This is a genomic window from Tateyamaria sp. 7Alg 36 (genome assembly GCF_059882455.1).
In genome coordinates this window covers 664,726-683,325 of record NZ_CM187613.1, presented here as the reverse complement: position 1 = coordinate 683,325, position 18,600 = coordinate 664,726, and the positions used below count along the sequence as shown (strand labels likewise).

Sequence of the window (18,600 nt, the reverse complement as noted above, 5' to 3'; positions counted from 1 at the left end):
GCGGAGTTTTTCAGCTATTTTTCTCTTTTTATGAGTCAACTGTGGCCGTACTAATGTTCTTGCCCAACTGGGGGGCAAAGTCTGATTAGGTCACGGGGGCGACCGCACTGGACGTGTATCCATTCTGTGGATGCAGGAGACGTGTGTCGCTGGAGTTGCTTCGGCAATCTAAGTGCATTCTACAGTATCGAGGTTTAACGCCTCGGTGCTCATGGCGCCCGTGTGCGTTGGTCTCCTCATCCATTTGGTGCGCGTGTTTCTGCGGTCGCCGTTTCCCGCTGGCGAACTCACAGGGCTTGATAATTTCTGTCCGCTTATCAGCGGATTAGTATGCCGGACGCCGGCGAATGGAGACGATGATGGCTGATAATTTTAATGACCCTTTTGCGCAGAACCTTATTGGATTGTGGGATTTTCTAAGCAGTGACCCGAAAGGCGACACAGGCTTGGCCGATGGTATTGCACAGGACGGATCGCTGGGGGGCGGCGCGTCAATTTCCGGCGGGCGTTTGCATACAGACGGGCATGGCGACTATTTCGACGTTGATGGCAATTACGGCCCCAACGACGTGCCTTTTGATCTGAGCGAGGGGACAATTGCGGTCCAGTTCACTCAGGGCTACCACAAGGGCACATCGCCAGACACGCTCGTCAACCGTGGCGAGTATCTGGACAAGCACAGCGATGGCTGGTTCGGTATTCAGGTGACGCTGCACGGCGCCGTGACGGTTCAGCACGTCTCCAACGGCCAGAACGTGACGCTGACAACGAACAACCACTTCTTCTCGCCCGGTGACACGGTCAAGGCGACCTATGCATGGTCGCAGGATGACGGCCTGACCTTTACGGTCCAGAACCTCACCAAAGGCACCGAACAGACCCTGACCAGCTCGAAAACTGGGCTGACCATGGATATCGGCGACAATGACGACGAGATCTTTACCTTTGCCGCGCGCGAACTGAATGACGGTCAGTATGACGAGGAATTCAAAGGCGCGATCGACTATGTCGCGGTCTATAACACCGACATCCTGAACACGCCCCCCGTTGTGCCCGAAGACGGCGCCGTGGACGGCGAGGATTTCGGCGAGGTCATGGGCCTTGGCTATGACGACTCGAACGCGCCAACCGATCAGGGCGGCGACATCATCACGCAAGATGCCGATCTGATCTTTGGCAATGGCGGCGCCGACACAATCGACGGCGCGGGCGGCAACGACACGATCTATGGCGACGGCGGTAATGGCATGGCCGTTGCGGGCCGCGAAAGCTTTAACTGGAGCCCCGTGAGTGAGCACCAGATCGACTATGGCGTCACGCAGAACACCGGTTCGGTCAACGTGACCTATGAACGGATCACCGACACCGGCACGCACGAAAGCTTCAAGGACTACGACACGCTTAACGTCTCGGGCATCGACGGCGGCGGCGAAACTGTCGACAACGACCGCGGCCTGCGTTCGGAAACCAACGGCAAAGGCAACGACGGCGACTTCCAGTGGACGTTCTCTGAACCTGTTGGCGATGTCGAATTCAACATCAACGACATTGATGGCGACGGTCTGGTGACCGTGCGTGCCTATGACGCGGACAACAACGAGATTCCGGTCGGCATCGTGGGCGGCTCGCACCTGACGGTCAACGGCAACGTGATCGACAGCAACGGCGGCTATGCCAACACAAACAGCACGGCCTATAACGCGCAGATCACCATCGAAGGGCCTGTGTCCCGTATCGTGGTCGAGCATGACCAGAACGGCTACAACAACTCCGGTGTGACCATCACCGACATGTATTTCGACGTGTTCGACGATACAGGGTCCGATGTCACACCTGCCGATGACGTGATCATGGGCGGCGCTGGCGACGACGTGATCTATGGCGACAACGGCGAAGACCTGACAGCCACCCCACCTTCCACCGGCATCATTGATGTCGAAGAGGTGCCAGGTGCGGACCATTCCTTTATCGTGTGGGAAATTTCCGACGCGACCTATGTGAATGCGGGCTGGAATGGTGATCCGTTCCGCAGCGACAGCGTCGGCGAATACTACATCAACGGCTCGAAATTTACGCTGAACCCGAACTCCGTGCCCACCACCGTCGGAATCCGCGACAACGACAGCCGTTTCGAAGATGGCGACAATGGCCAGCAACTGGTGCAGGGTGTGACCCTGAACGGTCGCACCGTGCAAGCCGGTGAAGAACTGGAAATCGAATATTCCTATTCGGTGCAGGACACGTCCGGCAACATCATCAATATCTACGCGGTCGAAGAAGACAGCGATCAGGTCGTCGGCTTTATCTCGGACCGTCCGCTGGTTCTGGGCGAGGAATATACATTCGTCGCCCGCACCAGCACTGATCCCGAAATCAGCTACGACAAGATCGCGACGTCCTATATGGACCCGAACGCGCCAATCGATCCCGGTTCTGATGGCACCAATGGCGCAGGCGGTGACGATGTCATCACCGGCGGCGAAGGTGCGGACACCATGTTCGGCGAAGGCGGCAACGACACGTTCCTTGTCGGCAGCGCAAGTGATGGTGCAGGCGATGTGATCGTGGGCGGCAACGGCCCCGACGACACCACCGACAACGACGTGCTGGACCTGCGCGGCGCGGGCGATGTCGTGATCGACGATATGGCCGACAGCACCGATGCGGGTGCGCGCAAAGGCACCGTGACGTTCGAGGACGGCTCGACCCTCGCATTCAGCCAGATCGAAACAATCCTCGTCGATCCGACCAACGACGCACCTGTCGCCAACGACGATGAAATCACCGTGGACGAGGACGACTCCGTCACCTTCGACCCAACGGCGAACGACGTTGATCCCGATGGCGACCCTGTCACCGTCGACAGCTTCACCCAGCCTGACAACGGCACTGTGACGCAGAACCCTGACGGGACGCTGACCTATACGCCCGATCCGAACTACAACGGGCCTGACAGCTTTGAAGTCACCGTTACAGACCCAGACGGTCTGACCAGCACGTCGACTGTCAATGTGACCGTCGATCCGGTCAACGATGCACCGGACGCTGTGAACGACGCGATTACCACTGACGAAGAAGTGCCAGTCACCATCGACGTTCTGAGCAACGACACCGACGTGGACGGCGACGACCTGACCATTACGGCGGCTTCGGTGCCGACTGAGCAGGGCACGGTCGAAATCGTCGACAACAAGCTGGTCTACACACCTGCCACCGATTTCAATGGTGAGGCGACGATCTCTTATGCCATCGAAGACGGCAATGGCGGCACCGATGTGGCCGAGGTTGCGGTCACGGTGAACAACGTGAACGACGCGCCGGTCGCGGCCGATGATCTGGCCGAAACCGACGAGGACACACCTGTCACCATCGACGTGCTGGCCAATGACACGGATGTGGATGGTGATCCGCTGACGGTCACATCTGCTTCGGTTCCTGCCGAACAGGGTACGGTTGAGATTGTCGACAACAAGGTTGTGTTCACACCTGCGCTGAACTTCAACGGTCCGGCCACCATCACCTATACGGTGGATGACGGGCAGGGCGGCACGGATGAAGGCACGGCAACTGTCAACGTGGGCGCGGTCAATGACGGCCCGACAGCTGTGGATGACGCGATCACCACAGACGAAGACACGCCAATCACCATCGACGCGTTGGCCAATGACACCGATCCGGACAACGCAGTCGACGAACTGTCGATCACCGGCGCCTCGGTGCCAGCGGCACAAGGCACGGTCGAGATTGTCGACAACAAGCTGGTCTTCAGCCCCGCCGAGAACTTCAACGGCGAAGCCACGATCAGCTATTCCATCGCCGATCCTGATGGCGGCACTTCTTCTGCCGAAGTTGTCGTGACCGTTACACCGGTGAATGACGATCCGGTTGCCGTGGACGACATCGAGAACACCGATGAAGACGTGGCCGTTGTGGTTGACCTTCTGGGCAATGACAGCGACGTGGATGGCGATGACCTGACCCTTGCCAGCGTCAGCGTTGATCCCGCTCAGGGCAGCGTTGTGGACAACGGCGACGGTACCGTGACCTTCACACCTGCGCCTGACTATAACGGGCCTGCCACCATCACCTACACCGTTTCGGACGGCAATGGCGGCACCGACGAAGGCGAAGCCACCGTCAACGTGGGCGCGGTCAACGACGCCCCCGTGGCCGAGGACGACACCGAAACCACGCTGGAAGACACGCCCGTCACCATCGACGTGCTGGCCAATGACAGCGATCCGGATGGCGACGACCTGTCGGTGATCTCGGCCACTGTGCCTGCCGATCAGGGCACGGTCGAAGTGGTGGACAACAAAGTTGTATTCACACCGGCGCAGGACTTCAACGGCGACGCGACCATCACCTACACGATCAGCGACGGCAACGGGCTGACGGACACAGCCGAAGTGGCTGTCACCGTGACGCCCGATGGCGACGCGCCGGTCACAGTGGACGACGTGGCGGAAACCGACGAGGACACACCTGTCATCATCGACCCGCTGGCCAATGACAGCGATCCCGATGGCGATCCTCTGGACTTTGCCGGTACACCGACAAGCCCCAATGGCACCGTCGAGATCAATCCGGATGGCACGATCACCTTCACGCCTGATCCCGACTTCAACGGGCCGACCACGATCGACTATATCGCGGTGGACCCCGACGGGAACGAAACACCAGGCACGATCACGGTCGATGTGACCCCTGTGAACGATGACCCCGTTGCTGTGGATGATGCGGAAACCACGCCGTTCAACACCGCCGTGACCATTGACGCACTGGCCAACGACACCGATGTCGACAACGACCCACTGACCATTTCGGCGGCCACTGTGCCTGCCGCGCAGGGCACGGTCGCAATCGTCGCCAACAAGTTGGTGTTTACACCGGCGGACGGGTTCGAAGGCACTGCGACAATCACCTACACCGTATCGGACGGCCAAGGCGGCTCGGACGAGGGCGAAGTGACTGTCACGGTCGAGGACCAGCCGCTGGACGGCATCGTGTCCAACGGTGACGAAGGCGCGTTGATCGACGAGAACTACATCGGCGACCCCGAAGGCGACATGGTCGACAACAATGATGAAATCCTGCCGGGTGAAGGCCCCAACGATGACATCATTCAGGCCGGTGGCGGCAACGACACTGTGCGTGCTGGCGAAGGCAACGACGATGTGTTCGCAGGCACGGGCGATGACTCGGTCGAAGGCAACGCAGGTGACGACATCCTGCGCGGCGAAGAGGGCGAAGACACACTCAGAGGCGGCGCAGGCGATGACACCATCGACGGCGGTGCGGATGATGACGTCATCTTTGGCGGCGACGGCTCGGACAGTATCCTTGGCGGCGACGGTAACGACTCGATCATCTCGAGCGATCCCGACAACGACCTGAAACCCGATGCGGGCTATCCCGGCCTGTTCCCGGGCGAGGAAGGCACACCGGCTGCCGAAGACGAGCGTGATTTCGTGGACGGCGGTGCCGGCAACGACACCATCTCGACCGGCGACGACCGTGACACCATTTTCGGTGGCACAGGCGACGACGTGATCGACGGCGGTATCGACGACGATGAAATCTCGGGCGATGAAGGCAACGACCGGATCGTCGGCGGCGAAGGCAGCGACCTGATCAGCGGTGGTGACGGCGACGACACGATCTATGCGGGTAATGACCCCGATCTGGGTCTGGATGCGCTGAACATCGAAGATGACGGTTCCAACCCGTTCGGCCCAGACCTGCGCCCCGATAACGGTCGGGACACGGTCGACGGTGGTGACGGCAACGACCTGATCTTTGGTGCCGATGATGACGACGTCCTGATGGGCGGCGCCGGAAACGACACCATCGACGGCGGCATCGACGACGACCTGATTGACGGTGGCACTGGGGATGACAGCCTTCTGGGCGGTCAGGGCAAGGACACCATCAACGGTGGCGAAGGCAACGATTTCATCAACGCGGGCCGCAATGCGGACGTGGTCGATGGCGGCGACGGCAATGACACCATCTTTGGCGAAAACGGCGCGGATATCCTGCGCGGTGGCGAAGGCGACGATGTGATCGACGGCGGCACAGGCGATGACAGCCTGTACGGCGAAGGTGGCAACGACTACCTCATCGGCGCAACCGGCGATGACGTTATCGACGGCGGCGACGGGCGCGACACCATCGACGGTGGCAACGGCGGATCCGACGTGATGTTCGGCGGCGCGGATGAAGACCTGTTCATCAACGTCAACGCTGGCGAAGTCGTGGATGGCGGCGAAGAAGTTACAGACGGCGTGGACTTTGACACGCTTGATCTGCGCGGCTCGGCACCGGGTGGTGGTTCGCTGAACGTGGTCTATGACGCCAGCAATCCGGAAAACGGTGTGGTCAACTACTTTGACAGCACCGGTGCGGCGGCAGGGTCGCTGACATTCAGCAATATCGAGAATGTCATCCCTTGCTTCACACCTGGAACGCGCATCGCGACTGCCCAAGGCGAACGCCGTGTCGAGGATCTGATGGTCGGGGATCGTGTCATCACACGGGACAACGGCATTCAGGAAATCCGCTGGATCGGCAAACGTCTGATGACGGGCGAGGAACTGGCCGCAGCAGACCACCTGCGTCCCGTCCTGATCCGTCAGGGTGCATTGGGCAAAGGCCTGCCAGAGCGCGACATGCTCGTCTCGCCGCAGCACCGTGTCCTGATGTCCAGCGACAAGACCGCGCTGTACTTCGACGAAAGCGAGGTTCTGGTGGCGGCCAAGCACCTGACGGGTATGGAAGGCATCGACGTGGTTGAAGTGTCGGAAACGACCTATATCCACGTCATGTTCGACCAGCACGAAGTCATCCTGTCGGATGGTGCATGGACCGAAAGCTTCCAGCCTGGTGATCAGACACTGGCGTCCATGGGCGATGCGCAACGTGCAGAAATCCTCGAACTGTTCCCCGAACTGGAGACGGTCGAAGGGATCGAGGCCTACAGCGCTGCACGTCGCAGCCTGAAGAAACACGAGGCGAAGCTGCTGTCCTAACAGCGGCCTCGCGCCATCACGGTGCACTCACGGAATATGCAGCTTCTCCCGCGATTCTCGCGGGGGGACGGAGGAGGCGGGGCAGGCGACTGTTCCGTTTCTTGCGTTTCGGGGGTGCTTTTCGCAAGTTTTGACAAGCGCCCTGCGAGGGTATGCCGCATTGCAGCAAAAAAATGACTATTTCGGATAGGGTCGGAATGACTATTTCGGATAGGGTCGCGAAAATCTGTCATTTCCCCCTAAATTTTCTCTCAATTTGCTCTACTTAGCATCTCAAGGCGTTACTCGGCTGGGGGGCACGATAATGCGTTTTTTAATTATCAGTGCACGAGAGGTCTGTAACCATGGCTACGATCAATGGGACATCGAATAACGACACCCTTCAAGGTACCAACGAAGACGATACAATCATCGCATCCGGCGGGCAGGATCTTGTCTCGGGCGAAGGCGGCGACGACCTGATCCTTGGTGGCGACGGCAACGACACGCTGTTTGGTGACGCGGGCGTCGGGACGGCACCGGGTCAGAACGCGACGGCCCTTGTCATCGACATCAACAACCTTGTCACGCTCGATTCCCTCGACAACAACGCTTTGCCTGGCCAGTCGGCTGTCTACAAGAACGTTGCACAGCTTGAAGACGGCACGCAGGTTTCGGCGCGCATCGTTCTGGTGTCGAAATCAGACCCGTTCATGCGCGTAGACTTGTCCGGCAGTAAGGGCGCTGAAATCCTGATGAACGGCAACGGCACCGGCGATACGGCCAATTTCCGGATGGAGTTCTTCATCCCGAACAGCCCGAATTCGACCTTTGGCACGCCTGTCGCGCTGAACTCGACCGCGACGGTGAACGACCTCGACCGCAACAGCATCGGTGACCGAGAGGCGATCACCATCAACGCCTCGAACTTTACCGCCTATGCGACGGCGGCCAATACCTCGGTCGCAGTCACGACCGGCGCAGGCACGGTCACAGCCGCAGGCACCGAACAGAACAGCCCGAACGATCAGGATGGCTGGTTCTCGGCCTCGTTCGAAAACCGCGAATTTATCGAGTTCACTCTAGAGACGCGTAACACGAACTCGGGCTTCTCGTTCTCGGGCGATCTGATCGACGATGCGATCGTCACGCCGATCGAAGCGGGTGATGACACGATTGAAGGCGGGCGCGGTCAGGACCAGATTTTTGGTCAGGGCGGCAATGACAGCCTGTCCGGCAACGAAGGCAACGATACGCTTGAGGGCGGCGAAGGTAACGACACGCTGGACGGCGGCGACGGTCAGGACCGTCTGCTGGGCGGGGCCGGTGACGACCTGCTGATCGGTGGCGCCGGCAATGACACATTGCTGGGCGGCGACGGCGCGGATGTGCTGCAACTCGGCCCCGATGATGACCGTGCCGAAGGCGGCACAGGGTCCGACCGGTTCACCTTTGACGGGTTCGGCAACCACACCATCATCGGCGGCGAAGATGCCGATGGCACCGATGTCGACATCCTCGACCTGACCGGCGTGCGCGCCAAGGTCATTCAGGACGGTCCTGAATCCGGTACTGTCCAGCTGATCGATGACAACGGCAACGTGTCGCGCACTGTCGTCTATTCGGAAATTGAACAGATCATCATCTGCTTTACCCCCGGTACGCGGATTGCGACGCAAAAGGGCGAAGTGCTTGTCGAGAACCTGCGCGCAGGCGACAAGGTCTTTACCCGTGACAACGGCGCACAGACGCTGCGTTGGGTCGGGCGTCGCGACCTGACACCCGAACAGATGAGGGCCCACCCTGAATATCAGCCCATCATGATCCGTCAGGGTGCCTTGGGCAAAGGTCTGCCCGAACGCGATATGCTGGTGTCACCGCAGCACCGGATGCTCGTTAGCTCGGACGTGGCTGCACTGCTGTTTGACGAACGCGAAGTGCTGGTGGCCGCGAAACACCTGACCGGTCTGGATGGTGTGGATCAGGTCCGGTCGCACGCGATCAGCTATCTGCACCTGATGTTCGATCAGCACGAGGTTGTGTTGGCCAATGGCGCATGGTCGGAAAGTTTTCAACCCGGTGATCATTCGCTGCGCGGCATTGGTTCGGAACAGCGCAATGAGGTGCTGTCGTTGTTCCCCGAGCTTCAGACCATCGCGGGGCTAGAGGCCTATGGCGCGGCGCGTCTGTCGCTGAAAAAGCACGAAGCAGAGATCATCATCGACCGTCTGCACTAAGCATCAGGTGCGGGCCGCACGCCATGCGGCCCATGCCTCGGGCGTGTCGAGGTCATTGCGCGCGCGGTTGTCGGCAAAGCGTACAAGACGGGTGGCATCTGCATGACGTTTCATGATGGATTGCCCCCCTTCGTCGCCTTGTAGGGCATTGAATTCCTGAAATATCTGTCGCGAGACCATGATCGGATGGCCGCCCGCGCCGTCGGGCGTGGCACCGCGCCAGATCATTGCATCGGGGTGCTGTCCCGCCGCTGCGATCAGGGCGCGCAGATCGTCCTGTTCGATGTCCGGCAGGTCCGCCAGCAGGACAATCGCGTGGCTATCCGCCTCGGTTAACGTCGCGAAAAGGGCGCGCAAACTGGCGCTAAGCCCCTGCGTCGGATCGGGAACTTCAACCACGCGCACGTCTAATCCGTCGAGCGCCTCATGGCGCGGGTGCGGGCCGCGGGGCAGGGCGATGCGCACATCATCGCTGACCTGCCGCGCCATGTGCGCCTGTCGGCGCAGCAGCGGTAAACTGTCAACGATCTGCATCAATTTGTCGGTGCCGCGCATTCGCGAGGACGCGCCAGCGGCGGGGATCAGAACGGGTCTCATCCGCCTACCTTATCAGCCCCGCATCCGCGCGCCATCCGCATCGAACAGAGGCGTGGTGACCAAACGCGCCTTGCGCCGATGGCCAAGGATTTCGATCTCGACCTCCAGACCGTCCGCAGCCCGCGCAGTGGGGACAAAGCCAAGGGCGACGGAACATTTCGAATGGTGGGCATAGCCGCCCGAGGTGCAGAACCCGACAACTTCCCCGCCCAGCCAGATAGGCTCGTATCCCTGCACATCCGCGTCTTCCGCCTCCACCACAAAGGCGCAGAGCTTGCGCAGGCTGCCGGCCGCACGCTCCGCCTCGGCAGGGGCGCGGCCGATGAAATCTGCCGGCTTGTTCCACGCGATGAACCGGTCCAGCCCTGTTTCGCAGGGCGTGTAATCGGGCGAGTATTCCGACATCCACGACCCGAAAAACTTGTCGAGGCGCAGGGACATCATGGCGCGCATCCCGAACGGGGTGATGCTATGGGCCTTTCCTGCCGTCCACAGCGTGTCCCAAAGCTGCCGCTGCGCCATCGGATCGCAATATATCTCGTACCCCAGATCACCCGTATAGCTGATCCGCTGCACCACGCAGTCGGTCATGCCCACGGTCATGGACCGCACATCCAGAAAGGCCATGTCGGACAGATCGGATCCGGTGCAACCCTGTAATACCGCGCGCGCCTGCGGTCCGGCCAGTTGAAAGCCTGTGAGTTTATCGCTGATATTTTCGATATTTACACCGACTTCTTCATGCAAATTGAAGTGCCGCATGTGAAAGGCCTGCGCCCCATAAGACGCGGTCAGCTGGAAGGTGTCCTCGGCCAGACAGGACAGGGTGAAATCCCCGATCAAGCGCCCCTTGGCGTTCAGCATCGGGCTGAGCGATACGCGCCCAACAGGCGGCACACGGCCCGCCATGATCCGGTCCAGCCACGCCCGTGCACGCGGGCCGGTCACACGGTATTTGCCGAAATTGTGCACCTCGTTGATGCCGACGCCTGCGCGCACGGCGGCCACCTCGCGGGCGGTGGCGGCAAAAGCGTCCGAGCGTCGGAATGACGGCGTTTCATAGGCCGGTTCGCCTTCGCGGGCGAAATAGTTGGCGACCTCAAGCCCGTATTGCTGGCCCCAGACCGCGCCCATATTGCTGAAAATGTCGTACATGGGCGTGGTGCGGAGCGGGCGCGCGGCGGGCAGTTCCTCGTTCGGGTAGGTGACTGAGAACCGCTTTTGATAGTTTTCGATGACTTTGGGCCGCGTATAGCCCGCGCCGATCCAGTCCCCGAACCGCGCCACATCCATTGCCATCACATCGCGTTCCGGCGTGCCCTCGATCATCCATTGCGCCAGCATCAGCCCCACACCGCCGCCTTGGGAAAAGCCCGCCATCACGCCGCAGGCTGACCAGTAATTGCGCATGTTCGGCACCGGCCCGACCAGCGGATTGCCGTCAGGGGCAAAGGTGAAGGGGCCATGGATCACCGATTTGATGCCAGCGGTTTCCAGCACCGGAAAGCGTTTATAGGCAAAGGCGACCGACGCTTCGATCTTGTCAAAATCATCGGGCAGCAATTCATGCCCGAAGGTCCACGGCGTGCCGTCCACCGCCCACGGGCGGCAGGGTTGTTCGTAAAATCCGATGCACAGCCCGCGCCCTTCCTGCCGCATATAGCTTTCCCCCGCAGGGTCCATCACGTGGGGGTGTTCGCTGTCACGCTCGTAAATCTCGGGTATGTCGTCGGTGACGATATACTGGTGTTCCATCGGGTGCAGGGGCAGGTAGACACCCGCCATCGCTGCCACCTCGCGCGCCCACAGGCCACCGGCATTGACCACATGTTCAGCGTGGATCGTGCCCTTGTCCGTCACCACATCCCATGTGCCATCGGGACGGGGATTGGTTTCAAAGACCATGGTGTGGGTGTGGATCGTCGCGCCGCCCATGCGCGCCGCCTTGGCATAGGCGTGCGTGGTGCCAGACGGGTCAAGATGCCCGTCCAGCGGGTCGTAAAGCGCACCGATAATCCCGTCCGTGTTGGTAATCGGCGCGATCTTGGCAATCTCTTCGGGGCCGACAATCTCGGTCTCCAGCCCCATAAAGCGATGCTTGGCCCGTTCGGCCAGCAGCATGTCAAACCGGTCACGGTTGTCCGCCAAAGTGATGCCGCCCACATGGTGCAGCCCGCAGGACAGGCCGGTGATCTCCTCCAACTCCTTGTAAAGACGGATGGTATAGCCCTGAAGGGCCGCCATGTTCGTGTCACCGTTCAGCGTGTGGAACCCGCCCGCCGCGTGCCACGTGGAACCGGATGTCAGTTCAGAGCGTTCCAGTAGCATCACATCGGACCACCCCAGCTTGGTCAGGTGATACAGTACAGAGGCGCCGACAACGCCACCGCCAATAACAGCCACACGGGTGGTATTTTGCATGATTGTATCCTTGCCAGACTTGGCGATAGGGTAACGGATACACGCCGCATGAGGCGCTGAAAAACGACGGGACATGTCGATTATGAACCTTTGCAACCTCACATGAGCGGCCTGATCTCGAAGTTCGGGGACTGGCCGCGGCTGCTTTGGCGCTTCTCCTCCGAGATGTGGAGAGAGCTGTGGGTGCGGGTCGTTCTGGTCGGCGCACTGGCCCTTGTGGCACTGGGGCTTGCGACGCTAGCCGGACCGCTATTGCCGGACGAGGTGTCGGGATATGTCAGTGGCAAGGCCGCCGATCACCTTTTGTCGCTGATTGCCGGTGCCATGCTGGCGGTCACGACGTTCTCGCTGACGGTGATGGTGACGGTCTATCGCAACTCTTCCTCGCAATTCACGCCGCGGGTGCACCGCCTTATTATTCAGGATCCGACCACCCAGAACACGCTTGCCAGCTTTATCGGGGCCTACGTCTACGCCTTGGTTGGGATCATCCTGCGCGAGCTTCAGATTTTTTCGGATGACGGGGCGCTGGTTCTGTTCGTGATGACCGTGGCCGTGCTGATCTATATCATCTGGTCGCTGGTCCGCTGGGTTCTGCATTTGCAAACATTCGGCAGCCTGATGGAGACCGCCCGCCAGATCGAGGACAAAACCCGCATCCAGTTTACTGAGCGGCTGGAAACGCCCTGTTTCGGGGCCAACCCGTGGACGGACGAGACCGAAATGCCGACCGAAGCCGAGTCCGTGCGTGCCCCTGAAACGGGCTATGTGCAGCATTTCTATCAGGAATCGTTGGCCGAGAAGGCGGACCAGCACGGGTGCGACATCTATATCGCCGTGCATCCGGGCAAGTTTATGATGAAAGGCGATATTCTTGCCTATGTGCACGATTCGAGCGATCCCGACGAAGAGGTGGACGAGGATACCGATATCAAGGACATTGTTCAGGCGCATTTCCAGTTCGGTGATGTCCGCACCTTCGATCAGGATCCCCGTTTCGGCTTGATGGTGCTGGGCGAGGTCGCCTCCAAAGCGCTGTCACCGGGGATCAACGATCCGGGCACCGCCATCGACATCATCACGCGGTCGGCGCGGGTTCTGACCCTGTATCGCGATGAAACCGAACATGGGGACGAGGTTGCGCACAAGCGGTTGTGGGTGCGCCCGCTGGACCCCACCGACCTGATCGAGGATGCCTTTGGCGCACTGGCCCGCGACGGTGCCGGCGTGATCGAGGTGCAGCAGCGTTTGCAATCGGCATTCTCACGGTTGATGGAGCATCCATCGCCGGACATGGCCGATGCGGCCTTTGTCGCCGCTTGTCTCGAATTCCGCCGCGCCCGCGCCGCGCTGAGCTTTGAGCCGGATGTGGACCGTTTGCGTGCCTCGACCGCGTACCGCGTGCTTGACCATCTTGAGGACGAAAACGCGGACGATCCGGCGAAGGATGGGAAAGACAGGTAACCGTACCCGCAGGGCAACATTGTCGCGAAAGGGACAGTTTTGTCGTGCCACAGCTATGCGACGGAGCGGTGTCGGACCAGATTGAAGTGACCAGTCACTGCAAACCGGAGCGCCCGACATGAAAACCCACGCACAGGCGGTTGTTATCGGTGGCGGCGTTATCGGCTGTTCGATCCTGTACCACCTGACCAAGCTCGGGTGGCGCGATGTGATCCTGCTGGAACGGGATGAGCTGACTTCGGGGTCCACATGGCACGCGGCGGCCAATATCCACGGTCTGCACGACAGCACCAATATCAGCCGCATCCAGCACTATACGATGGGCCTCTACAAAACGCTTGAGGAGGAAACCGGACAGGGCTGCGGCGTCTTCCAGCCCGGATCGCTGTACCTTGCCCAGACCGAGGCGCGCGAACACCAGCTTCGCCTGCAAGCGGCCAAGGCCAAGCTGTATGACATGAACTTTTTCGAGGTGTCCCGCACCGAGGCCGAGCGTTTGCACCCGCTGGTCGACTTTGACGGCGTGCGTTGCATCATGTGGGAACCCGAAGGCGGCAATGTGGACCCGTCAGGCGTGACCAACGCCTATGCCGCAGGTGCGCGGGCGAACGGGGCCGAGATTGTGCGCTTTTGCCCCGTGACCGGCACGGAACAGCAGCCGGACGGCACGTGGATCGTGCGCACCGACAAGGGCGATATCGCCACGCCATGGGTGGTGAATGCCGCCGGCCTGTGGGGGCGTGAAGTGGCGGCGATGGCGGGGCTGACCGTGCCGCTGCAACCGACCGAGCACCAGTATTTCGTCACCGAAACCATCCCCGAGATCGCCGCTCTGGACCGTCGCCTGCCATCGGTCGCGGACCGTGACGGCGAATATTATTTGCGGCAGGAAGGGCAGGGATTGCTGGTCGGTGCCTATGAGAAAGACGTGCGGTTCTGGGCCGAGGACGGCACGCCCGCAGGGTTCGGGCACGAGTTGTTTGCCGACGATCTGGAACGGATCGAAGACAATATGATGCGCGCCATCGACCGTGTGCCCGTGGTGGGGCGCGCAGGGATCAAACGGGTGATCAACGGGCCGATGATCTGGTCGCCCGACGCCAATGTGCTGTTCGGCCCTGTGCCGGAACTCAAGGGCTATTTCTGCTGCAACGGGATCATTCCGGGTTTTTCGCAGTCCGGTGGCATGGGCCTGCTGGCCGCGCAGTGGATGATCGAGGGCGAAACGCAGTACGACATGTTCGCATGGGACGTGGCGCGATTTGGCGATTGGGCGGACAAGGCCTTTACCAAGGCGCGGGTGGGCGACCAATACGCCAACCGCTTCAAGATCCACTTCCCGAACGAGGAACGCGCCGCTGGCCGCCCCGCACGCACGCGCCCCGTCTATGAGATGCAGCGCAAGATGGGCGCGGTGATGGGGCTGAACGCGGGGTGGGAACACCCACTGTGGTTTGCGGATCACGAAGGGGCCACCGACACGGATGGCTTTACCCGTCAAAATTGGTGGGGGCCGGTGGGCGATGAATGCCGCATGTTACGGGACCGTGGCGGGATCATCGATATCTCGAACTTTGCCAAATATGTCTGCACGGGGCAGGGGGCAGAGGACTGGTTGAACGCGCTTTTTGCCAACAACATGCCGACGCAGGTGGGGCGGTCGTGCCTTGCACCACTGATCGGCAAGCGTGGCGGCATTGCGGGGGATTTCACCGTGACGCGGGTGGCCGAGGATACATTCTGGATTATCGGGTCGGGCATGGCGGAACGCTATCACCAACGCTATTTTTCGGCGCTGCCCTTGCCGGAGGGCACAACATTTGAAAGCCGGACGGAGGCGACTTGCGGCTTTAACATCGCCGGTCCCGACAGCCGCGCCATGTTGCAAAGCCTGACCGAGACATCGCTTGAAACGGACGATTTCCCGTTCATGCGTTCGGGCCGTATCACGGTGGCGGGGATAAATGTGCTGGCCCTGCGCGTGTCCTTCACCGGTGATCTGGGGTGGGAGTTGCACTGCAACCGCGATGACCAGTTGGCGCTGTACTCTGCCCTGATCGAGGCAGGGCGCGAATTCGGCATCGGCCCTGTGGGCAGCCGCGCCCTGATGAGCCTGCGGATCGAAAAGGGATACGGGTCGTGGGGGCGCGAATACAGTCCCGAATACTGGCCGCACGAGGTCGGGTTTGAGCGGTTGGTGAAGCTCGACAAACCATTCCTGAACAGGGACGCCGCCGCCAAGGTTATGGCGCAAGCCCCGCGCGAATCACTTGTGCTGTTGCAACTGGAGGGCGAGGCGACCGATGCCTCGAATGCGGACGCGACAGGGGGGGAGCCGATTTTTATCGGTAACAAAGGCGTGGGGCGCGTGACCTCTGGCGCCTACGGATATTCCGTCGGGAAAAGCCTCGCGCTTGGCTATGTCACTGGCTGCAAGGCGGGCGACCACGTGGATGTCATGGTGCTGGGGCGGCCGCATAGGGCTGTTATACTGGAAAATCCGCCCTTTGATGCGGCGGGAAAGCGGCTGCGCGGCTAGGAATTTTTCGGGGCTGGCGGAACACGGTGGCGCAAAAATAACTGATTGAAACAGGCCTGTAACTGTACCACCAAAGCTGCGCTACCGTGTCCCTTTCAGGCCGTTAAGACACGTTTACTACAAATATTTTACCATGGTAGTATCAACCATGCTGGGTCGTATGTTGGATCGCGAAATACGCGTTTATGTCTTGAACGGACACGTGGCGCATTTCACGTTACGTGAATTGCGCGGGCTATATGCGACGCCGCAATTCTGGGTGATGATCTCGTTCGGCTTTGTCATCATGTCCACGGGCCACAGCCTGACCTTGCCGCAATTTGACCATTTCGGGGTGCGCCTTGCCTTCTGGATTGTGGCGCTGGCGATCTATCTTCTAGCCTCGGAAACCTATGCCTATCTGACGTGGTCGCTGTGGGACCGTTTGTTCAAGGGGCCGATCCCGCTGATCCTGATGTCGATCCCGCTGCTGGTGGCGGCGACGGTAATTGCGGCGGGGGTGCTAAGCGCGCTGTTCGAACCGGACCGCAATCCGCTGACCGTGATGTCGTGGCAAATGCATGTACGCAACATCATCGTCTGCCACGTCTTTGAAACGGCTTCTCTTTTGTGGCTGATGCCCGCCATGCGCGCTGCTAAGGCCGAACAGGTTCCAACGCGCAAGGTAACGCTGGCGGGGCGCAGCTTTGCCCTTGGTGATATCCAGCGCGTCAAAGCGGCAGAGCATTATCTGGAACTTTATGGCACGGACGGGGTCGAAGTGATCCGCGAACGCATGTCGACGTTTCTGGAGCAGGTCAGCGACGAGGACGGGATACAAACCCACCGATCCCACTGGATTGCGCGCCCCCGGGCGGCCGAGATGAAAGGCGACAGCCTGCGTCTGACCTGCGGCGGCAAGGTGCCTGTGGCGCGAGGACGGATCGCCGCGGTGAAAAGCTGGCTTAGCGCGCAAGGCTGTAGCGAACCCTCGTCCGACCGTTAGGGCGTGCCGATCGCGCTAATGCTGAGCATGGTGATCCGGTTGCCTTCGCGCTGGCGCACCTCGAAACGGAAACCGTGAAAGCTGAACACCTGACCAACGGTCGGGATCATCTGCGCCTCGTGGATCACCAGTCCGGCGATGGTGTTCGCTTCATCATCGGGCAGGTTCCAGTCGGTCGCACGGTTGAGGTCGCGGATCGTCGTGGCCCCGTCGACCAGATACCGCCCGTCCTCGCCCTGTATCACCGGCTGGTCGGCGTCGGGGTCGAATTCATCGGTGATTTCGCCCACGATCTCTTCGAGGATGTCCTCAAGCGTGATGAGGCCCTGCAACGATCCGTATTCGTCCACCACCAGCGCGAAATGGCTGCGAATGCGCAGGAACTGCCGCATCTGGTCGTCCAGCGTGGTGGTTTCGGGCACGAAATAGGGCGGCATCGCGACCGCTGAGACGTCAAAGGACTTGAGCGCCGCCGCATCGCCGTTCGGCCCGCCCAGCGTGTCATACATCGCTCGCAGCAGGTCCTTGGCGTGGATCACGCCGGTGATGTTTTCCTGATCGTCGCGATAGACGGGCAGTCGTGTGTGGTTGGATTTCAGGCACTGTTCCAGAATGGTTTGCGGGTCGTCATCGCCATTGATCATCTCGATGCCCGAGCGGTGCAACATGATCTCTTCGACCGTGCGTTCGCCCAGATCCAGCGCGCCAAGGATGCGGTCGCGGTCTTCTTTCTCGACCACGCCTTCGGAATGGCCCAGTTGCAGCGCGCCCGCGATTTCCTCGCGCACGGCCATGATGTGGCTGTCAGGGTCGATTTGCAGCCCGAACAGGCGCAACAGAGCGCGCACAAAGATGCGCACCGCCGCAACGATCGGGGAAAACACGGTGATGACCAAGGAAATGGGCCGCGACACCAGCGCGGCGGCAGATTCCGAATTGGTGATCGCATAGGTCTTGGGCAAAACCTCGGCAAAGATCAGCACCAGCAGCGTCATGACCAGTGTGGCCAGCGCCACGCCGCTTTCGCCAAAGGCGCGAGTAAACAGGCTGGTGGCAAGCGAAGCGGCCAGAATGTTCACAAGGTTGTTGCCCAGCAGAACCGAGCCAATCAGCCGCTCGTTATCCTCGGTGATGTCCAGCGCGCGTTCGGCGCCGCGTGATCCCTTGTCGGCCTGCGTGCGCAGCTTCCCGCGAGAGGCTGCCGTCAGCGCGGTTTCCGACCCCGAAAAGAAGCCCGAGAGCACCAGAAGGAACAGGATCACACCGGCGGTGATCCAGAAAGCGGCGTCATATACGGTGGTCGGGTCGTCCATTCGTGATTTTTCCTTTGTGGTCGCTCAGGTTATG

The 18,600-nt window shown here is 60.6% G+C and carries 8 protein-coding genes; 5 read left to right on the top strand and 3 right to left on the bottom strand.

Annotated features, from left to right (window positions below; translation table 11 throughout):
- Nucleotides 1-359 precede the first annotated feature (359 nt).
- Together AC6GQJ_RS03265 and AC6GQJ_RS03260 are read left to right on the top strand one after the other, a co-directional pair.
- A complete protein-coding gene (locus AC6GQJ_RS03265) occupies nt 360-7,031 on the top strand; it encodes an Ig-like domain-containing protein (protein ID WP_500771739.1) in 6,672 nt (2,223 codons plus the stop codon).
- 344 nt (nt 7,032-7,375) lie between these two features.
- On the top strand, nt 7,376-9,247 hold the full coding sequence (locus AC6GQJ_RS03260) for a Hint domain-containing protein (RefSeq protein ID WP_500771737.1): 1,872 nt from the start codon (nt 7,376-7,378) through the stop codon (nt 9,245-9,247).
- 3 nt (nt 9,248-9,250) lie between these two features.
- Here the strand turns inward: AC6GQJ_RS03260 and AC6GQJ_RS03255 are convergent, their stop codons facing one another.
- Nucleotides 9,251-9,844 (bottom strand): nucleotidyltransferase family protein, encoded by a 594-nt coding sequence (locus tag AC6GQJ_RS03255; protein WP_500771735.1) that lies wholly within the window; start codon nt 9,842-9,844, stop codon nt 9,251-9,253.
- Between the two features lie 12 nt (nt 9,845-9,856).
- Nucleotides 9,857-12,265 (bottom strand): GcvT family protein, encoded by a 2,409-nt coding sequence (locus tag AC6GQJ_RS03250; RefSeq protein WP_500771733.1) that lies wholly within the window; start codon nt 12,263-12,265, stop codon nt 9,857-9,859.
- Nucleotides 12,266-12,367: 102 nt separating this feature from the next.
- Here AC6GQJ_RS03250 and AC6GQJ_RS03245 point away from each other — a divergent pair, with 102 nt between their 5' ends.
- From AC6GQJ_RS03245 to AC6GQJ_RS03235, 3 genes are all read left to right on the top strand, one after another.
- Nucleotides 12,368-13,729 (top strand): DUF2254 domain-containing protein, encoded by a 1,362-nt coding sequence (locus AC6GQJ_RS03245; RefSeq protein WP_500771731.1) that lies wholly within the window; start codon nt 12,368-12,370, stop codon nt 13,727-13,729.
- Nucleotides 13,730-13,847: 118 nt separating this feature from the next.
- Nucleotides 13,848-16,268 carry a GcvT family protein gene (locus tag AC6GQJ_RS03240; RefSeq protein ID WP_500771729.1) on the top strand — a complete coding sequence of 807 codons (2,421 nt, stop codon included), beginning with the start codon at nt 13,848-13,850 and terminating at the stop codon, nt 16,266-16,268.
- Between the two features lie 133 nt (nt 16,269-16,401).
- Entirely contained in the window at nt 16,402-17,253 is an 852-nt protein-coding gene (locus AC6GQJ_RS03235) for a LytTR family DNA-binding domain-containing protein (RefSeq protein ID WP_500771727.1), read from the top strand.
- On the opposite strand, the gene AC6GQJ_RS03230 is transcribed toward AC6GQJ_RS03235, so the two are convergent.
- Nucleotides 17,250-18,566, bottom strand: a complete 1,317-nt coding sequence (locus AC6GQJ_RS03230) for an HlyC/CorC family transporter (RefSeq protein ID WP_500771725.1) — start codon at nt 18,564-18,566, stop codon at nt 17,250-17,252. The two genes, AC6GQJ_RS03235 and AC6GQJ_RS03230, sit on opposite strands and share 4 nt — an antisense overlap.
- Nucleotides 18,567-18,600 lie beyond the last annotated feature (34 nt).

What these genes read in the sequence shown, in the direction of transcription:
- AC6GQJ_RS03265 (WP_500771739.1), top strand. Translation starts at nt 360, where the DNA reads ATGGCTGATAATTTTAATGACCCTTTTGCGCAGAACCTTATTGGATTG.
- AC6GQJ_RS03260 (WP_500771737.1), top strand. Translation starts at nt 7,376, where the DNA reads ATGGCTACGATCAATGGGACATCGAATAACGACACCCTTCAAGGTACC.
- AC6GQJ_RS03255 (WP_500771735.1), bottom strand. Translation starts at nt 9,844, where the DNA reads ATGAGACCCGTTCTGATCCCCGCCGCTGGCGCGTCCTCGCGAATGCGC.
- AC6GQJ_RS03250 (WP_500771733.1), bottom strand. Translation starts at nt 12,265, where the DNA reads ATGCAAAATACCACCCGTGTGGCTGTTATTGGCGGTGGCGTTGTCGGC.
- AC6GQJ_RS03245 (WP_500771731.1), top strand. Translation starts at nt 12,368, where the DNA reads ATGAGCGGCCTGATCTCGAAGTTCGGGGACTGGCCGCGGCTGCTTTGG.
- AC6GQJ_RS03240 (WP_500771729.1), top strand. Translation starts at nt 13,848, where the DNA reads ATGAAAACCCACGCACAGGCGGTTGTTATCGGTGGCGGCGTTATCGGC.
- AC6GQJ_RS03235 (WP_500771727.1), top strand. Translation starts at nt 16,402, where the DNA reads ATGGTAGTATCAACCATGCTGGGTCGTATGTTGGATCGCGAAATACGC.
- AC6GQJ_RS03230 (WP_500771725.1), bottom strand. Translation starts at nt 18,566, where the DNA reads ATGGACGACCCGACCACCGTATATGACGCCGCTTTCTGGATCACCGCC.